The organism is Sulfitobacter sp. SK012 (assembly GCF_003352085.1).
In the GTDB taxonomy this organism is placed as follows: Bacteria; Pseudomonadota; Alphaproteobacteria; order Rhodobacterales; family Rhodobacteraceae; genus Sulfitobacter.
Genome location: NZ_CP025805.1, coordinates 158,633 through 173,935, shown reverse-complemented (window position 1 = coordinate 173,935; position 15,303 = coordinate 158,633). Strand labels below are relative to the sequence as shown.

Here is a 15,303-nt window from a genome sequence, read left to right as displayed (position 1 = left end):
CTTTGGCATGATGCTAGGTTTTAAGTAACGGCAATTCATACAGGAGCAGGATTGTAGGAATGGAACTGAAAACAATACTGTTGTGTCTGACTACAACCAAGAACACTGAAACGCTTTTGAAAGTGGCGGTTCCACTAGCACGCAAGAACAATGCTCATTTGATTGGGCTGCATACAGTCGAGGCTTTACTCGTCTACCCAGGCATTGCGATGCACATCCCCGATCCAGCATTCGCCACATTCAATGCCAGCCAAAAAAGTGAATCTGAAGCGATCAAAAAAGCCTTTGATAAACACACAGAAAATGAGGACTTTATCAGTGAGTTCCGGTTGGTCCGTACAGAGGCAGTTTCTGCCAGCGTGCGGATGGTTGAATGCGCGCGTGCAGCTGACCTAGTTATCATGGCACAAGAAGACAGAGAGAATGATAGATATGATCAAAGGCACGCACAAATTCAGGTGATCCGCGAAAGTGGCCGCCCAGTTATTGTAGTGCCACAGGATTATGATGGCCCCGAGATTGGTGCCAACCTGCTTCTTGGATGGAGCGACACAAGAGAAGCTGCCCGCGCTGCACATGATGTGTTGGGGTTAGCCGATGCCGGTGCAAATCTGACTGTATTGCGTGTTGGCAAAGCTTCGCAAGACGCGTTGAATGATGGGGTTGCAATTGATGTGGTGGAGATGATCGCACGTCACGATTTGAAAGTAACGCTAGAGCATCGCGAACCCTTGGATCTAAATATTGCTGAGGTCCTTAACAAAAAGGCTTTTGAATTGGGTGCTGACCTTATTGCGACAGGGGCCTTTGGCCATTCACGTGCCTATGATTTTGTTGTTGGGGCGACCACCCATGCATTGATGCGCGACCAAAAAGTGCCCGTCCTATTTAGCAAGTAGCATCTGACACAAGGATATCGTACCAGATTGGCAGATGGTTCGAGGCTTCCTCGGCTAAGGTGAACACACAACATCCAAATCCCGCCAGTTCCTACCAAGACAACTCTTGTGGATTGTTGTATAGATCAGTAAATTGTACCTGCAGCGAACGATAGGACTTGGAAATCGAACTCTCCCCGCGCAGGCCATCTGGAACAACCCGAATCTTCTCTTCTGCAGAGAATTGCCGCCGTGGCTTACGCTTGATTTTTTTAGCGTGTTTGTCCGCCGATTAATTCGGCCCTGTCTTCGTTCTCATCTTGTATCCTGACAGGGATTACGGTGAACCGAAAACTCTCGCTAAGCAAAACGGCCACCCTGTCTCAAAGCCTGTGACAGGATACAGAAGCAATTTCCGAAGGGTTTATGACCGAGTTGTGGACAAACCGGCCTGACGCGATTGCGGCGCGACGGTACACCTCAACTTCCCAACAGCGGTCATTCTCAAAAGCCTGAAAGGCGGCAATCCAAACAAGCCCTTACATTAACTCTCTTGCGCGACTGATCGCCTGAAGAGTACCAGACTTGTCGTCAAGAGGGCGGCCCCTAGCAGAAACATCCACAAAAATTCCGGCCAGACGATTTCGATCCCGGCCCCCTTGAAGACGATGGCCTGGCTGGCTGACATGTAGTGGCGTGACGGAAGCATAAGTGTGCCCGCCTGCAGCCAGGCGGGCTGACTTTCGACCGGTGTTTCACCTCCCGACAACATCAACATCGGCAAGACAATTAGCATCACCAACAGCGCAAACTGTGCCATGGAACGCGCCAGCGTTGCCAGAAATATCCCCAGCGCCGTAGAGGTAAAAAGGAAAAGTGCAGTGCCAAGCAGGAACAGGGCTTTCGATCCTGCGATACTAATTCCCAAAAAGCCTTGCAGCACAAATGTCAGAGACAGCCCAGCCGCCACAAGGATCACTACGGCGTTTGCCCAGATTTTGGCTGCTGCAATGTCAAAGGGCGCAAGTGGCATGGCGAGCAGGTGCTCGATCGTCCCGTGCTCGCGCTCCCTGATCATGGCGGCACCTGTTAGGATCGTGGTCAGCCACATGATCTGGCCGATCAGAGCGACGATGCCGGCGAAACGCACCGTGTCGCGGTTCGGGTTAAAGGCACTGTGCAGGATGATATCGACCTCAGGCGGGTCCAAAAGGTTCGCCCCGATCGCAAAGCGGCGGATCTCAGTACCCAGAATGTCGGTGATATAGCTTGCACCAATCCCGGCCTGTTCCATCGCTGTCGCATCGATCATAACCTGAATTTCCGGAGCGCGGGTGGCGCGGACGTCCTTCTCGAAGCCGGGCGGTACGGCAATGACAAAGAGGTACCGCCCTGCATCCATTTGTGTGGCACCGGAACCCGGCTGAATCTGGACGACGGGCTGGAACTCCGGCGGAAAGAAGGCTGCAGCAAGTGCGCGTGAAAGCGGTGAGTTGTCCTCGTCTGCAAACGCAATTGATGCGTTGTTGACCGAGGTCGCGACCCCGGTCGCCTCCATGACCGGTGACAATGTGAATGACCAAACAAGCAGTGCCATCATCACCCAGTCACGACGCAGGCTCATCATCTCTTTCAGACCAAGCCAGAAAATGCAGCGTAACCGTCGCATTCACTTCTCCTGTGCTCGGAGCGCGAGAGCTGCGATTGTGGTAAAAACTGGTCCGAAGCAGGCGAGCGCCAGAACGTCGGAGCCGAGCGCTTCCCAGCCCAATCCCTTGGTAAAGACACCGACGTTCAGGTGTAAAAAATAAGCTGATGGCCAGAGTGAGCCGATCATCTGGGCACCTCCTTCAAGTGTTGAGACCGGCTGCAGCAGGCCTGAGAATTGGATGGTAGGCACAACCGAAGCAATGGCCGTGGCGAAGGTTGCGGCGACCTGACTCGACGTCATGGTCGCGATCAGTAACCCATAGGATGTGGTCGCCCAAACATACAGGAGTGCGCCAATTGCAAGGGGCACGGGATCTCCTTTGAGCGGAACACCGAAGATCACAATTGTCATCGCGGCCAGCAGCAGGAAATTCACGAAAGCGATGGCGATATAGGGGATCTGCTTTCCGACTAGAAATTCAAGCCGCGTCGTCGGGGTCACGTAGAAATTGGTGACTGAGCCCAACTCCTTTTCCCGCGCGACGCTGACTGCCATGAGAACAGCGGGCAGCATGATGAGAAGGATCGCGGGCATGGCCGGGGCCATCGCGGCGATGCTCTCAAAGCTTTGATTATATCGAAAACGTGGTTCAATCCGCGTGATCTGGGTTTGCGCCGCACCGCTGTCGTTGGCCAAAACACTCAAAAAAGTTTGATGCAAACCTGCGACATAGCCCTCTACCGTCTCGCCTTTGAAAGGAATTGCGCCATCCACAGTTGCAAGCACCTCGGTCATTTCGCCGGCACGTAGCTTGCGCCCAAAATCAGGTGGCAGTTCGATGACCAACGAGACATCGCCTGCACTCAGTCGGCTGCGGCCTTCCGCAGCACTGGCCAGCGGCGGCGTTTGCCTAAAGTATCGCGACCCGGCGATTTCTGCGATATAGGCGCGACTTTCTGGCCCCTGTGAGAGGTCAAGGACCGCGAAATCCAACTCATCAATGTCCAGCGATATCCCAAAACAGAAGACCAGCATCAACAGAGCCGAACCCAGAAAAGCGAATGCAAGGCGCACCCGGTCACGCAACACTTCGATGGTCTCGCGTCGCGCATATGCGAGGATGCGCCCGACGCTATTTCCGGACCCGGCGGTTTTTGCTTCATCCGGGACCGCAGGGGCGAACACCTGTACCGGTGGCTCATCGGCTTCCATTATTGCGATAAACGCGTCCTCTAGGTTGTCTGCCTTCTGATTGGCGATCAACGCGCTTGGCGTGCCTTCGGCAAGAACCCGGCCCGCGTGCATGAATGAGACCCGATCACATCGTTCGGCTTCTGCCATAAAATGTGTCGAGACAAAGATCGTCACGCCTTCCTCGCGTGAGAGTTCAACCAGCAAGACCCAGAACGAGTCGCGCGCCTCTGGGTCCACGCCCGAAGTCGGTTCGTCCAGGATAAGCACGCGCGGTCGATGGATCACCGCTACGGCCAGTGACAAGCGCTGTTTGATGCCAAGCGGGAGGGCCGCGGCCAACGTGTCTCCATGCGCGTCCAGACCAAAACGCCTCATCAATTTGTTAATCCGAGCCGTCTGATCAGCGATATCGAAGATGCGGGCATGGAGTTTAAGGTTCTGATGAACGGTCAACTCGCCATAGAGTGAGAATGCTTGGCTCATGTAGCCAATCTCGCGGCGCGTCTCCAGGTCGCGCGCGTCAACTGGTCTGCCGAACAGAAATGCCTCGCCCGCGCTCGCAGGCAGCAGTCCTGTCAGCATTTTCATAGTTGTCGACTTACCGCAGCCGTTCGATCCGAGAAAGCCAAAGATCTCTCCGCGGTTGATCGAGAATTCGACATGGTCGACGGCAGTGAAGTCGCCGAAACGCCGTGTCAATCCGCGCGCGGTGATGACAGGGTCTGTATCGACCCGGCGCACCGGCAGATTATCCGCTATATGTTGTGACCCTCTGTGTGCCCGAAGGCTCCGGTAAGCCGTTTCGAAGTCCTTGGCCTGGCACCTCAAATCGCCCGGTTTGCCTTGGAAGAGCGCGCGTCCCGCATCCATCGCGACGATCCAGTCGAAGCTCTGAGCTTCCTCCATATAGGCGGTCGAGACAAGGACAGAGAGCTCTGGGTTGTTTCCCCTGATCGCGCGAATTAGCGCCCAGAACTGACGGCGTGACACCGGGTCGACACCGGTCGTTGGCTCGTCCAACACTAAAAGTTTCGGATCGTGGATGAGCGCACAGCAAAGCCCCAGCTTTTGTTTCATGCCGCCCGAGAGCTTACCCATCAGCCGGTCAGCGAAGGGCGCAAGCCCCGTCGCTGACAATAACGCCGCGATCCGAATGTCGCGCTCCTCCTTGCTTTGCCCGAAGAGGCGCGAGAAAAACTCAAGGTTCTCGCGCACCGACAAGTCAGCATAGAGATTGCGGCCCAGCCCCTGCGGCATGAAGGCAATGGCGGGGCATACGCGGCGTCGATGCGCGGGATCGTCGATTGCCCCCCCTAGGACGCCGATGGTTCCGGCCTGCAGTTTTTTCGCGCCGGTGATCAGACCCAAGAGCGTCGACTTGCCGACCCCGTCGGGCCCGATAAACCCGACGAGCCAACCGGCAGGCAAATCCAGCGAAAGCGCATTCAGCGCTGTGTGCTCGCGGTACTTATGGGTGACCCCTACAATACGAAGGTCAGTTTCGGCGGTCCCGGCACTCATTCGAAAAGCTCAGGTGGAATGCGCCTCTCCAATTCTTCGGGCCAAACGCCTTCGGAAGCGATCCGGATCACGGCCATGCCGCGAAGACCGGTCTTCACATGCTCGATCCGCTCTGCGACCAAGTCCTTTGGGATGCGAACTCGAACGCGAAAGACCAGTTGCTCGCGTTCGCTCATCGTTTCGACCTGCCTAGGCGTGAACTGTGCCTCCGGGGAAACGAAAGTGACAGTTGCGGGAATTGCAAAATTCGGCAGAACGTCGAGCACGATGCGTGCCTCTGCTCCAATCGGCAAGAGCCCTGCCTCGCGGGCAGGGAGAAACACTTCCATATAAACGTTCTCTAAGTTTATGAGCGTCAGGATCGGGCCGCCTGCTCTGACGACCTCGCCGGGCTCCGCCAGTCGGTAGAGCACGCGCCCCGGCGCAGGCGCAAGAAGAGCGCTGTCTTCGATCTGTGCTGCGATCCGGCGCACCTCAGCCTCTGCAGCAGCAATCTGACTATCCGTGGTTGCGACCCGGGCCTTGGACGCGCCCAGCACCGCTTCGGCAACCAGGTACGCGGTTTCGCGTTCCTCAAAAACGGTCTCAGAGATATTTCGACCTGTCAGCAATGCCTTGGCTCGGTCAAGCACGTGCGCGGCGCGATGGAGCTCACTCTCACGCTGAACGACCACCGCCTCGGCTTCGGCCTTCGTTTGGCGTGCCAGTGCAGCCTCGGCTCTAGCACGATCATGTGTAGCAGAGAGCTCGTCAGTGTCCATTTCGACCAGAACATCGCCCAAGGCAACCATGTCACCTTCGGCCACCAATACCCGCGCGATGCGTCCGGCAAGGGTTGGCGCGATTTCGGTTTGCTCTGCCTCGATCCGCCCATTGCTCTGGGCAAAGCCAGCCGGTAGTTCCTCGCCGTTCTTCGAGACAAACACATAGGCCGCTACGCCTGCAAGCAGCAGCGCTATTGCGGCGAGTATCGCTCCTGTTCCCATTTTCATATTCTGGCACCCAGTAGTCCATGACACATTTTCAATGTCTATTTGATAATTGGGCGGCTCGCCTTGCGTTGGATCAAATTGACGCTTTCTAAAGGTCAGCTAACATTGAGATAATTGTAGTGAATTCCTGCTACGTCCCACAACTCGGTCATAGAGGGCCTTGTTGCACGGATCGCCCCTGCGCTGATATCGATGCGGCCTGTTCTTTTCGGGAAGCTGTAAATACCGCACAAATTTAACGCTGATCGTCGTGACAAGATCCCGAAGCAAAATCATCGGGTGACCAATTGGGCTAGTTAAAACGAGGGCCTGCGGCGGCGCGGTGATCTGACTGTCTGGATCAGCGGTGATGCGCTTGGGTTGTGGTCGGCGCCGCGCCGAACAACGCGAGGCGGGCAGCCGCATTACTCTGATCTGGAGATCGAACTGTGCCTGACGCTGGGCCTGGTCTTCAAGCAACCGCTGCGTCAAACCCAAGGCTTGATGCGCTCTATTGCGAGGTTGTTGGGGGTTGAGGTCGCGGTGCCGGATTTTTCCACCTTATCGCGCCGGGGCAATGGGCTGACTTTGGCAGAAACGCAAAACCCGACCATGCGCGCTCCAATCCAACTGGATGTCGACAGTACCGGCCTGAAGATCTTCGGCGAGAGCGAATGGCTTGAGGAAAAGCATGAAACCAAACGCAAACGGCGCTCTTGGCGCAAGCTGCACCTCGGCCTTGATCTTGTCAGCGGGGAGATCGTCTGCTCCGACCTGGCCACCAATGTTATCGGCGATCCGACGGCGCTGCCAGATCTCTTGGATCAAGTCGCCGGTCCAGTTGATCTGTTCCTCGCGGATGGCGCTTACGACGGAGAACCAACATCTGATTTGCTTGCCGCTCGGTTCGGATCGACGATCGAGGTCACGATTCCACCACCCAAAAACGCGGTCCTGAGCACAGACGCCGCGCAAAACCCGAGCATTCGTGATCGCCATATTGCCGACATTCGCGCGCACGGACGAAGAGCATGGCAGAAGTCATCTGGCTACAATCAACGCAGCCGAGGTGAAACTCTCATGGGCCGTTGGAAAACAGTTATTGGGCCCAAGCTAAAGGCACACAACTTCGAAAATCAGAAAACAGAGGCCAGGATTGGCGTGCAGGTTCTCAACAGAATGACCGGACTTGGCAGGCCACGTTTCGAACGCATCGCCTGAATTCCGTCTCCGGTAGGGCGCGTTCCCAGTTGCAGCTGATCCGTGCAACAAGGCCATCGCTGGTGGTGTTTTGTGAGACACGCGAAGCGGCCCAAAGCTTTGCAGATTTTTAGCTCCTAAATGTGACTAAACGCCAGGACCAAAGTGCTGCTCTCAACCTTTTTCAATCTCAGAAAATCAACGCTGATTACACAATATAGTCGTCGACAATACGACCTTCTTCCATCGTGATAACTCGGTCGGCCATTTCGAGAATTCGGTTGTCATGTGTCACCATTACAGTCGTCATTTTCCGTGACTTCCCAAGAGCCTTGAGCATTGCGACGACGTTCATGCCAGACTCTTTGTCCAGCGCAGCGGTAGGTTCATCTGCAAAGATAATCTCAGGGTTTGACACCATTGCTCGGGCGACTGCGACGCGCTGCTTCTGTCCACCTGAGAGGTTTGCCGGCAGATAGCTCATACGATCAGAAAGACCCAAAATGTCCAAGACATGGTGTGCCGCACGCAACTGCTTGGCAGCATTTCCATTGCCATGCACTTGTAATCCCATCAGAACATTCTGTGTTGCGGTCAGGCTTTCATGCAGGTTGTGCGCTTGAAAGATGAAGCCTAATCGTCTTCTCAACATCACCATTGTCGCTTCGGTAGCGCCATGCAATTCGTGCTCGAGCAATTGTACGCTGCCTTCTTGCACTTCGCGCAAACAGCCCATTAATGTGAGAAGCGTGGTTTTTCCCGATCCCGACGGTCCCATCAGAATGGTCAGGCTACCCAGAGCAATACTTAGATTTACATTCCAAATTGCCTGTTTGCGAGCCTCACCTTTGCCGAAGTAGTGGTTCAGGCCCGTCAAGCGGATTGGCTCGCCATCAGACATTAAAACAAATCCGCAGGATCCGCGCCCGCTAGGCGTCGTGTCGCAATTGCGCCGGAGATGGTGCAAGCTGCTAGCGTACCCAGAAAGACCAGAATTGCCCTGCTCGCTTCCATTTCAACCGGTAAGCTCGTCACCGAACTCAGCGCAGAATAGAGGCCAATTGATACGATAAACCCGGGAATGAAACCAAAGACTGCCAGCACAATTGCTTCTTCGAATACAATACCCAAGAAGAATGGTTGCCCAAAGCCCATTGCCTTGAAAGTCGCATATTCTCGTAAGTGATCGGCTACATCCGTGGATAAGACCTGATATACGATTACAATGCCAACTATCAGGCCAATCACAACGCCAAATCCGAAAATGATCCCGGTTGGCCGTTGCGTAGACATGAAGGCTAAGTCGGCTTTTGCCGAATTCTCGATTGTTTGCACTTTGACGCTTTGCTTTGGCAGGACAGCTTGTATCCGCTGAACGACGCGCTCAGCGGATATACCGTCGGCCACCTTGATAAGGATATGACTGGGTACACTGCTGCTGCGTCGTTCAAAAAACCGAAAGAAGGTCTGCTCGGAAACTACAACGGTGCCATCGGCAAGAAATCCTCCTCCCACCTCCAGCGTTCCAATTGCAGTCAGGGTCTGGCCATTAATTTCGAAACCAAAAGACTGGCCCTCGAACAGTCTGTCGAATGCCGATGCGGGGACACCTCTTGTTTGGGTGTCGAGCAGCGCGGTGTTTTCAATCTCTAACCTAGGCATCGATGCTGCGATTACTGGTGACGCAAACTCGGGCCGCGATGTGTCCATCCCGAAAGCCAAAAGAGAAACTGAGGTGCCATCTGACATGCTAAAGGGAACGTTGCCGACGAAGAGAGGGGCCGCGAATGCAACGCCGGGAACCCCAAGCGCCTGAAACATGCGCGCGCGTGCTACGTTGCCACTATCTGTCAGAGTATTGCCATCCTCAGATGAAATAATGATGTCCGCGTTCAGCAATACATAAGGCGCGACCGTAGAGCCATTAAGAGCACCAAGTATGCCCAATTGCATGAACACGAGCAAATTGGCGAAGGCCACGCCAGCGACGGCAGCAACCAACCTGGCCTTGTTATGGGCCAGTTGCAGCCAGCCAATGGGCAAACGTCCGAACAGATAGGTTAACAGTCTGCTCATTCAGCACGGCCCGCATCGATCCGAACAATGGTCTCAAGGTTGGTAAAGCGACGGGCTATGTCCGATGAAGCTGCGTCGAGCATTATAATTACATCAACCACGCGAGCATCTGTATTTGCAGCTGGGTCATCGGACGTGATCGACTGACGGCCAATCTCCATCCCAATTGCGGAGACGATACCTGAAAGTTCCTCCCGAAGCGCGCCGGCGCTGGCGGTCACAGGATCCCCAATGGCGACCCTGCCAATCATGGTTTGATACACTTCGGCTTCAACAGTCATTTGCGACGTGTCACCAAGGTCAAAAATGCCGGTATTGGCAGGACGCTCTCCAACATGAGCGTTAATATCCAGCACTGTTCCTGCCACAGGCGCACGAACAAACGCACCTTCTAGGTCTTGGCGGGCCCGGGCCAGCTCGGCGCGAGCAGCTTGTAGGTTTGCTTCAGCAACAGCAATATCGGCCTGGACAATTTCCGACCCGGTTTCGTATCGAGAAAGTGTTGCGATGTTCCGCTCTACATCACGGCCCGCTTCGTTAGCGCGGGCTATAACACGATCAAAGTCCGCACGTGTCACAAGGTCGCGTTCAAAAAGCGATGTTGCCCTGCTCAGGTCGGACTGAGCCATTTTGGCCGTTGCCTCCGCGCGCTCCAGCCCTGCCTGAGTCTCGTCAAGACTGGCGCGGATGGACGCTCGCGTTTGCAACAGATTTGCCTCCCGGACACCAATACTGGCTTGAGCTGAGACAACGCGACTTTCCAGCTGAGGCAGATTATCAAGGATGGCTAGAACGTCATTTGCCTGTACTTGGTTGCCCTCCACGACACGGATTTCAGCAATTCTTGCATCTCCGGCACCAGACGGGGTCGCTACCCGGATCACATCGCCCCGCGGGATAATGCGGCCTAAAGCCACGACATCGCCCTCACTTACGACAGCGATTTCTTCTTGTGATGAGACTTTCTGGATCGCAACCGCGATGGGAGTTTCAGTCCCCGCCCCAGGTTCAAGTCCCGTGGCATTGAAAAAAATGCGCAATCCTGGAGGCTGAAAATACATTCCGATGACAGCGCCTGTGAAAAGCGTCAACATAAAGAGTGGGATCAGGTACAACTTTGATTTACCCATTACATTTGAAGCAAACGCCCTAGATGACTGTTCCAGCCCATTGTCTCTAAGTGGCATAGGTGTGGTGTTGCCATTTTCATCGCGGCTCATCGTCACTCCTTTGACCTATTCGGCTTCATGGTCAGGCAGGAAATCGTACTTTTCCGGTGTTCCGACTTTAATCTGGTGGATTTAAAGCGATCCATGGATTTATCCTTCACCGTTGAATGAGTCAGTCCGTTTAGTGCTGTATATCACCACCTTGGGCTGCATATGACCTTTGGTAAAGTACTGACATTGGCTAGTGGTTTTATAGATCCGGAGCCTAACGGCCCTTAGCTGCCGCTCGCCGGACATGTTGTATGCAGCGATGCGGCCCGTCGAGCCTGCCGTTCGCTGCATCTGCAAAACACGCACTTAACTGAATTCACGGCTTTTCGGGCTGGATATCAAATTGCATCTGTCAGAAGTCAAAGGCCCCGTTATGGATCGATTGCATCGCGTCAAATTCCTGGATGATCTGACAGGCGAGGTGTTCCTGTCGCAGTATGACGCTTACTCCAGCCTGGCCCGTCGAACAGAAAGCGGCCCCTCGGAGGCAGCGGAATAGGCAACCACCGTTCCGAAGGACCGGGACCTCTTGGTTAATGCGCAAGCAGCACAGGGAGGCCAGTTTGTTCTATCAAGGTTCGCGTGGTGCCACCCAACATCGCCTGGCGCATCCGTGCATGACCATATGCGCCCATCACGACCAGGTCGGCACCCAGTTCTTCGGCCCGGTCCAATATACAGGCACCTATTTCCTTACTGCCGCTTGGATATTGCTGCACGGTGACCTTGCAGCCCATATGACTGAGCCATTTTGCTAGATCAGAGCCAGGGTTCTCGCCGCTTTCTGTTTCGGTTGTGACGGGGTCAAAAACAGCGATCGTGATCTGGCTGGCTTCTACAATTTGAGGTAGTGCTGCCTGAATAGCGCGTGCCGCAGGTAAGCTGGTGTCCCAAGCTATCATAAGGTGGTCACCGCCATTCTTTTCCCTCATCGGTATCGCATTCAAGACGACCCCGGCTGGGGACGCAAAAAGAGCGCCTCGTAATGAATGGTCAAACGCATGACCATCGGTGCGCAAATCGTTGCTGACATGGACTAGATTGCACAAACAGGCACGGCGGGCGATGGCATCCTCAATTAATCGTGCTTCGCCGTAAGCCAGTGCCACATCGCCTGAAACGTTGTGCGTAGCCAAGAGCGCTTCAATTTCCTCGGTTTTCGCGATCATTTTTTTGCGCCCTTCAGCATACATGATCTGCCACGTGTCATCAAAGGCAACCGCACCATAAGCGGACGCGGAATAGGCCGAAATTGGAAACGGGGGCGCGGTGCCAGTCACGATTACAGCAAGGTGAGCTGACGTTTCTCGGGCGCGTTCAAAAAAGGGACCAAGCTCTGATGGCTTGCTACCGAGCCCGATCAGAGTCAGAATGGTTTGGTTCTTCATCGTTTTGTCCTTTCAACAATGTAGATGAAGCTTAGGCGGCGGACCTTGGTAAGATTTGAGATGGATCAATAGGCCACAACATGATCGCAGGCGGATCTTGAGACGAGCTCGGCGGGTCGATGTATTGTTGAATACTGCGGTAGCTGCCATTCTGAAAAACATCGGAACGGCCGATTGCTCAAGCCTATCAACGATTGCAGCGTTGATGGTGAAATCACTCGCTCGGAATGGGCGACAGTTCTTGTGGTGATGAGATCCACGTTTTGCTCAAACGCCCTGTAATGTAGCCGCCCATTCACACGCCGTAAAACGATTACTGGGCGACCAAAGTTCCTGAGAGCAAGATTGGCGGCTTGGGCACGTACCTCGCAATCTATAGGTAGACCAAAGAACATCCATTACGTGCAGGCCGATAAGGCGGGCGTAGTGTCGGCGGGTATCCTGCGCGTCGTTGATATTAGCTTTTCTCAATCTCGATTTTTTGAGTGTTTGCGGCAACCTCGTCGGGCTTTTTGATTGTCAGGTTCAGGACGCCATCTTCAAAAGAGGCATTAACCCCATCTTTGGGAGGCGTGAAGTCAAGCGGGATTTGGTGACGGAAGCTGCCAAACTGGCGCTCGACAAGATGATAGTCGGCTTTGGTATCTTCGATTTCTTTGACCTTTCAGTAACAGCACGTCGCCAGTGACTGAGACGTCTAGATCGCTTTCTTTAATGCAGGGGATTTCCGCTGTGATCGCAACCGTGTCGTCGGTTTCAGAAACATCGAGGGCCGGCATCAAGTCGCTATTCGTTGAATTTACCATTGAGCCGATATTGAACCGCTCCAAAGTTCGGTCGATCTCGTCATGAAGAGACCGAAAGATTGGGCTTTGAAAGGCATTGGAGGGGGAATTCGAAAGGAAGGGTTTGGCAGGCCATCATATTGCTTCTTTGAAGAAGGTTTGAGAGTTCAAAATATCCGCACGCACCAGTCAAGGATTGATATGGGTCAATTCCCGGCCACGAGAACAGCTTAGTTTTGGGCATCAAACGAGCTCGCATATGGCGTAACCCAAAGGTCCCTATTCATGTCCTTGGCGGAAGCTTCCTTGCTGGGCAATCAAGCATGGATCGTGGGCCCATCCAGAGACTAAACTCAGCAGAATGAGAGGAAATTGAATATGTCTGCGCAAGGATTGGAAGTCATCGACCATACGGTTCACTTGACCCATGAGTGGATCAACGAATTAGCTGACCGTTTGGATTGGACAAGCGCGCGGGATGTTCTGCGGCTGATGCGCTCGACATTGCGTGTCATTCGCGATCATCTGAGGGTGGACGAAACTGCGCAGTTTTCTGCGCAACTGCCGTTGTTGATCCGGGGCATGTACTTTGAGGGCTGGATGCCCAAGACGACGCCAATCAAAGAACGTCATTTAGAGAGTTTCATTTCAGCGATCGAAGTGCTGGTTGCGGATGTGATCGAATACCGTGGACCTAATGACATTCAGGCAGTCTTGAAAATGTTAAATGCCCGTATTTCACGGGGCGAGGTCGAGGACATCCGCGCCAATCTTCCAACGGAAATCCGAGACTTCTGGCCCGCTCCATAAGGAATAAAACAGTGGACGAACTGACAATCAACTCTGAGTACATGCGTCGCTTGCTTGAAAAGCTGCGGGCGGTTATGGGCCGCGAAGGGGAGGTGATGCCCGACATCGCTGGCAACGCTTCTGACGACGAACGTCCCGCCACACTACAGGAAACGCCCGGCGATCTGCTCTTGCAGGAGTTGACCGAGGAGATTGAGGCAATGGATGACGACCATAAACACGAGCTGGTCGCTCTTATGTGGCTTGGCCGCGGCGATTTTTCGGCTGCCGAATGGCCGGAGGCGATGAGCTTAGCCGCTGAACGCCATGACGGTCCGACGTCGCGTTATCTGTTATCTCATCCAAGGGTCGCCGATCAACTTGCCAGCGGCTTGGAAGAGTTGGGCTACAGCCATGTCTTGCAAGACGGGCTGTATTGAAGTCAGCGGTCTCATTCGCCTTCTCGAGAGTGGGTCAACTGCACAAGCTTGGCCGCTGGCCCTAGAGAGTTCATGACTGCATTGAGCAAAATCAATTCGAAGGAATGTTTGGCCAAGTAGGATTACTCTGAAACGATGGGGCCGACAGCGTGCCCGCTATTGGAGTGTAACCTTTGGGCGATTTCTTTCTTTGGCTAAACGATCAACTGCTGCGCATGCAATGGCTGGCTGACTTGGTCACGTTGTTGGTGCGCGACGGGTTTGGCCTAGATCCGGCAAGCCAGATTGGTGGCAGCGTTCACTTTTTCATATATGACGTCATCAAGATATTCATTCTGCTCTCGGTGCTGATCTTTAGTATTTCCTATGTGCAAAGCTATTTCCCACCCGAACGCACCCGCCGTATTCTAGGGCAGCGGCAGGGTCTGGGGGCCAACATCTTCGCAGCACTGCTCGGAACCATAACACCGTTTTGTTCGTGCTCCTCCATCCCATTGTTTATCGGTTTTACCAGTGCGGGATTGCCACTGGCGGTGACGTTTTCATTTCTCATCTCCTCCCCGCTGGTTGATCTGGCCTCAGTGATCTTGCTGGCCAGTATTTTCAACTGGAGCATCGCCTTGGCCTATGTGGCAATCGGACTGGTGCTGGCCGTCCTTGGGGGCACCCTGATTGGGTATCTCAGGTTAGAAAATCAGGTTGAGGCCTTTGTTTATCAAAGCCCGGTCAGCGATCACGACAATGATGGCGCAATCAGCCGCCGCGAGCGGCTCACCTATGCGAAAGGTCAGGTCGTCGAAATTGTGCACCGGGTTTGGCTTTATGTTTTGATCGGCGTCGGGATAGGCGCGGCCATTCACAACTGGATTCCTGAAGCCTTCATTTCAACTCTTCTGGGTCAGGACAAGTGGTGGTCGGTTTTGGTTGCAACCATTGCTGGCGTTCCGATGTATGCCGACATCTTTGGCACGCTGCCCATTGCTGAGGCTCTGGTGCAAAAAGGTGTTGGGTTGGGCACAGCGCTGACGTTCATGATGGCAGTTACCGCGTTGTCGTTACCCTCAATGATTATGCTGAAACGTGTTGTGAAGTTGCCCTTGATGATGGTCTTCATTGGGATCGTCACCGTTGGCATTATTCTCATTGGCTATATTTTTAATGCAACCGCCCACCTATTTGTTTGAACAGGA

The 15,303-nt window shown here is 54.1% G+C and carries 13 protein-coding genes; 6 read left to right on the top strand and 7 right to left on the bottom strand.

Features of this window, described 5'->3' with window-relative positions; translation table 11 throughout:
• Positions 1-59: 59 nt before the first annotated feature.
• Entirely contained in the window at positions 60-899 is an 840-nt protein-coding gene (locus C1J03_RS24130; RefSeq protein WP_114889287.1) for a universal stress protein, read from the top strand.
• Positions 900-1,422: 523 nt separating this feature from the next.
• On the opposite strand, the gene C1J03_RS24125 is transcribed toward C1J03_RS24130, so the two are convergent.
• The 3 genes from C1J03_RS24125 to C1J03_RS24115 are packed head-to-tail and all read right to left on the bottom strand — an operon-like array spanning position 1,423 to position 6,236.
• Positions 1,423-2,547, bottom strand: a complete 1,125-nt coding sequence (locus C1J03_RS24125; RefSeq protein ID WP_114889286.1) for an ABC transporter permease — start codon at positions 2,545-2,547, stop codon at positions 1,423-1,425.
• Positions 2,548-5,244, bottom strand: a complete 2,697-nt coding sequence (rbbA, locus tag C1J03_RS24120) for a ribosome-associated ATPase/putative transporter RbbA (RefSeq protein WP_114889285.1) — start codon at positions 5,242-5,244, stop codon at positions 2,548-2,550.
• Positions 5,241-6,236: an HlyD family secretion protein gene (locus C1J03_RS24115; RefSeq protein ID WP_114889284.1), complete on the bottom strand. Its 996-nt coding sequence runs from the start codon at positions 6,234-6,236 to the stop codon at positions 5,241-5,243. Before C1J03_RS24115 ends, rbbA begins: the two co-directional genes overlap by 4 nt.
• A gap of 309 nt (positions 6,237-6,545) precedes the next feature.
• On the opposite strand from C1J03_RS24115, the gene C1J03_RS24110 reads away from it, so the two are divergent.
• Positions 6,546-7,436, top strand: a complete 891-nt coding sequence (locus C1J03_RS24110; RefSeq protein WP_114889283.1) for an IS5 family transposase — start codon at positions 6,546-6,548, stop codon at positions 7,434-7,436.
• A gap of 187 nt (positions 7,437-7,623) precedes the next feature.
• Here C1J03_RS24110 and C1J03_RS24105 read toward each other — a convergent pair whose 3' ends face one another.
• From C1J03_RS24105 to C1J03_RS24085, 4 genes are all read right to left on the bottom strand, one after another.
• On the bottom strand, positions 7,624-8,316 hold the full coding sequence (locus C1J03_RS24105) for an ATP-binding cassette domain-containing protein (protein WP_114889282.1): 693 nt from the start codon (positions 8,314-8,316) through the stop codon (positions 7,624-7,626).
• The gene (locus C1J03_RS24100) at positions 8,316-9,491 is read right to left on the bottom strand and encodes an FtsX-like permease family protein (RefSeq protein ID WP_114889281.1); all 1,176 of its coding nucleotides are present in this window, start codon (positions 9,489-9,491) and stop codon (positions 8,316-8,318) included. Before C1J03_RS24100 ends, C1J03_RS24105 begins: the two co-directional genes overlap by 1 nt.
• A complete protein-coding gene (locus tag C1J03_RS24095; protein ID WP_114889280.1) occupies positions 9,488-10,711 on the bottom strand; it encodes an HlyD family efflux transporter periplasmic adaptor subunit in 1,224 nt (407 codons plus the stop codon). Before C1J03_RS24095 ends, C1J03_RS24100 begins: the two co-directional genes overlap by 4 nt.
• Before the next feature lie 533 nt (positions 10,712-11,244).
• Positions 11,245-12,099 carry a universal stress protein gene (locus C1J03_RS24085; protein ID WP_114889279.1) on the bottom strand — a complete coding sequence of 285 codons (855 nt, stop codon included), beginning with the start codon at positions 12,097-12,099 and terminating at the stop codon, positions 11,245-11,247.
• A 451-nt stretch (positions 12,100-12,550) separates the two neighbouring features.
• Here C1J03_RS24085 and C1J03_RS26220 point away from each other — a divergent pair, with 451 nt between their 5' ends.
• The 4 genes from C1J03_RS26220 to C1J03_RS24065 all read left to right on the top strand — a co-directional run bounded on the left by C1J03_RS26220 (position 12,551) and on the right by C1J03_RS24065 (position 15,297).
• Positions 12,551-12,787 carry a hypothetical protein gene (locus C1J03_RS26220; RefSeq protein ID WP_254694303.1) on the top strand — a complete coding sequence of 79 codons (237 nt, stop codon included), beginning with the start codon at positions 12,551-12,553 and terminating at the stop codon, positions 12,785-12,787.
• 475 nt (positions 12,788-13,262) lie between these two features.
• Complete coding sequence (locus C1J03_RS24075; RefSeq protein ID WP_254694302.1) at positions 13,263-13,694, top strand: DUF2267 domain-containing protein; 432 nt, start codon at positions 13,263-13,265, stop codon at positions 13,692-13,694.
• Positions 13,695-13,705: 11 nt separating this feature from the next.
• Positions 13,706-14,113 carry a DUF3775 domain-containing protein gene (locus C1J03_RS24070; RefSeq protein ID WP_114889277.1) on the top strand — a complete coding sequence of 136 codons (408 nt, stop codon included), beginning with the start codon at positions 13,706-13,708 and terminating at the stop codon, positions 14,111-14,113.
• Positions 14,114-14,328: 215 nt separating this feature from the next.
• Positions 14,329-15,297: a permease gene (locus C1J03_RS24065; protein ID WP_114889307.1), complete on the top strand. Its 969-nt coding sequence runs from the start codon at positions 14,329-14,331 to the stop codon at positions 15,295-15,297.
• The last annotated feature ends 6 nt before the right edge of the window (positions 15,298-15,303 follow it).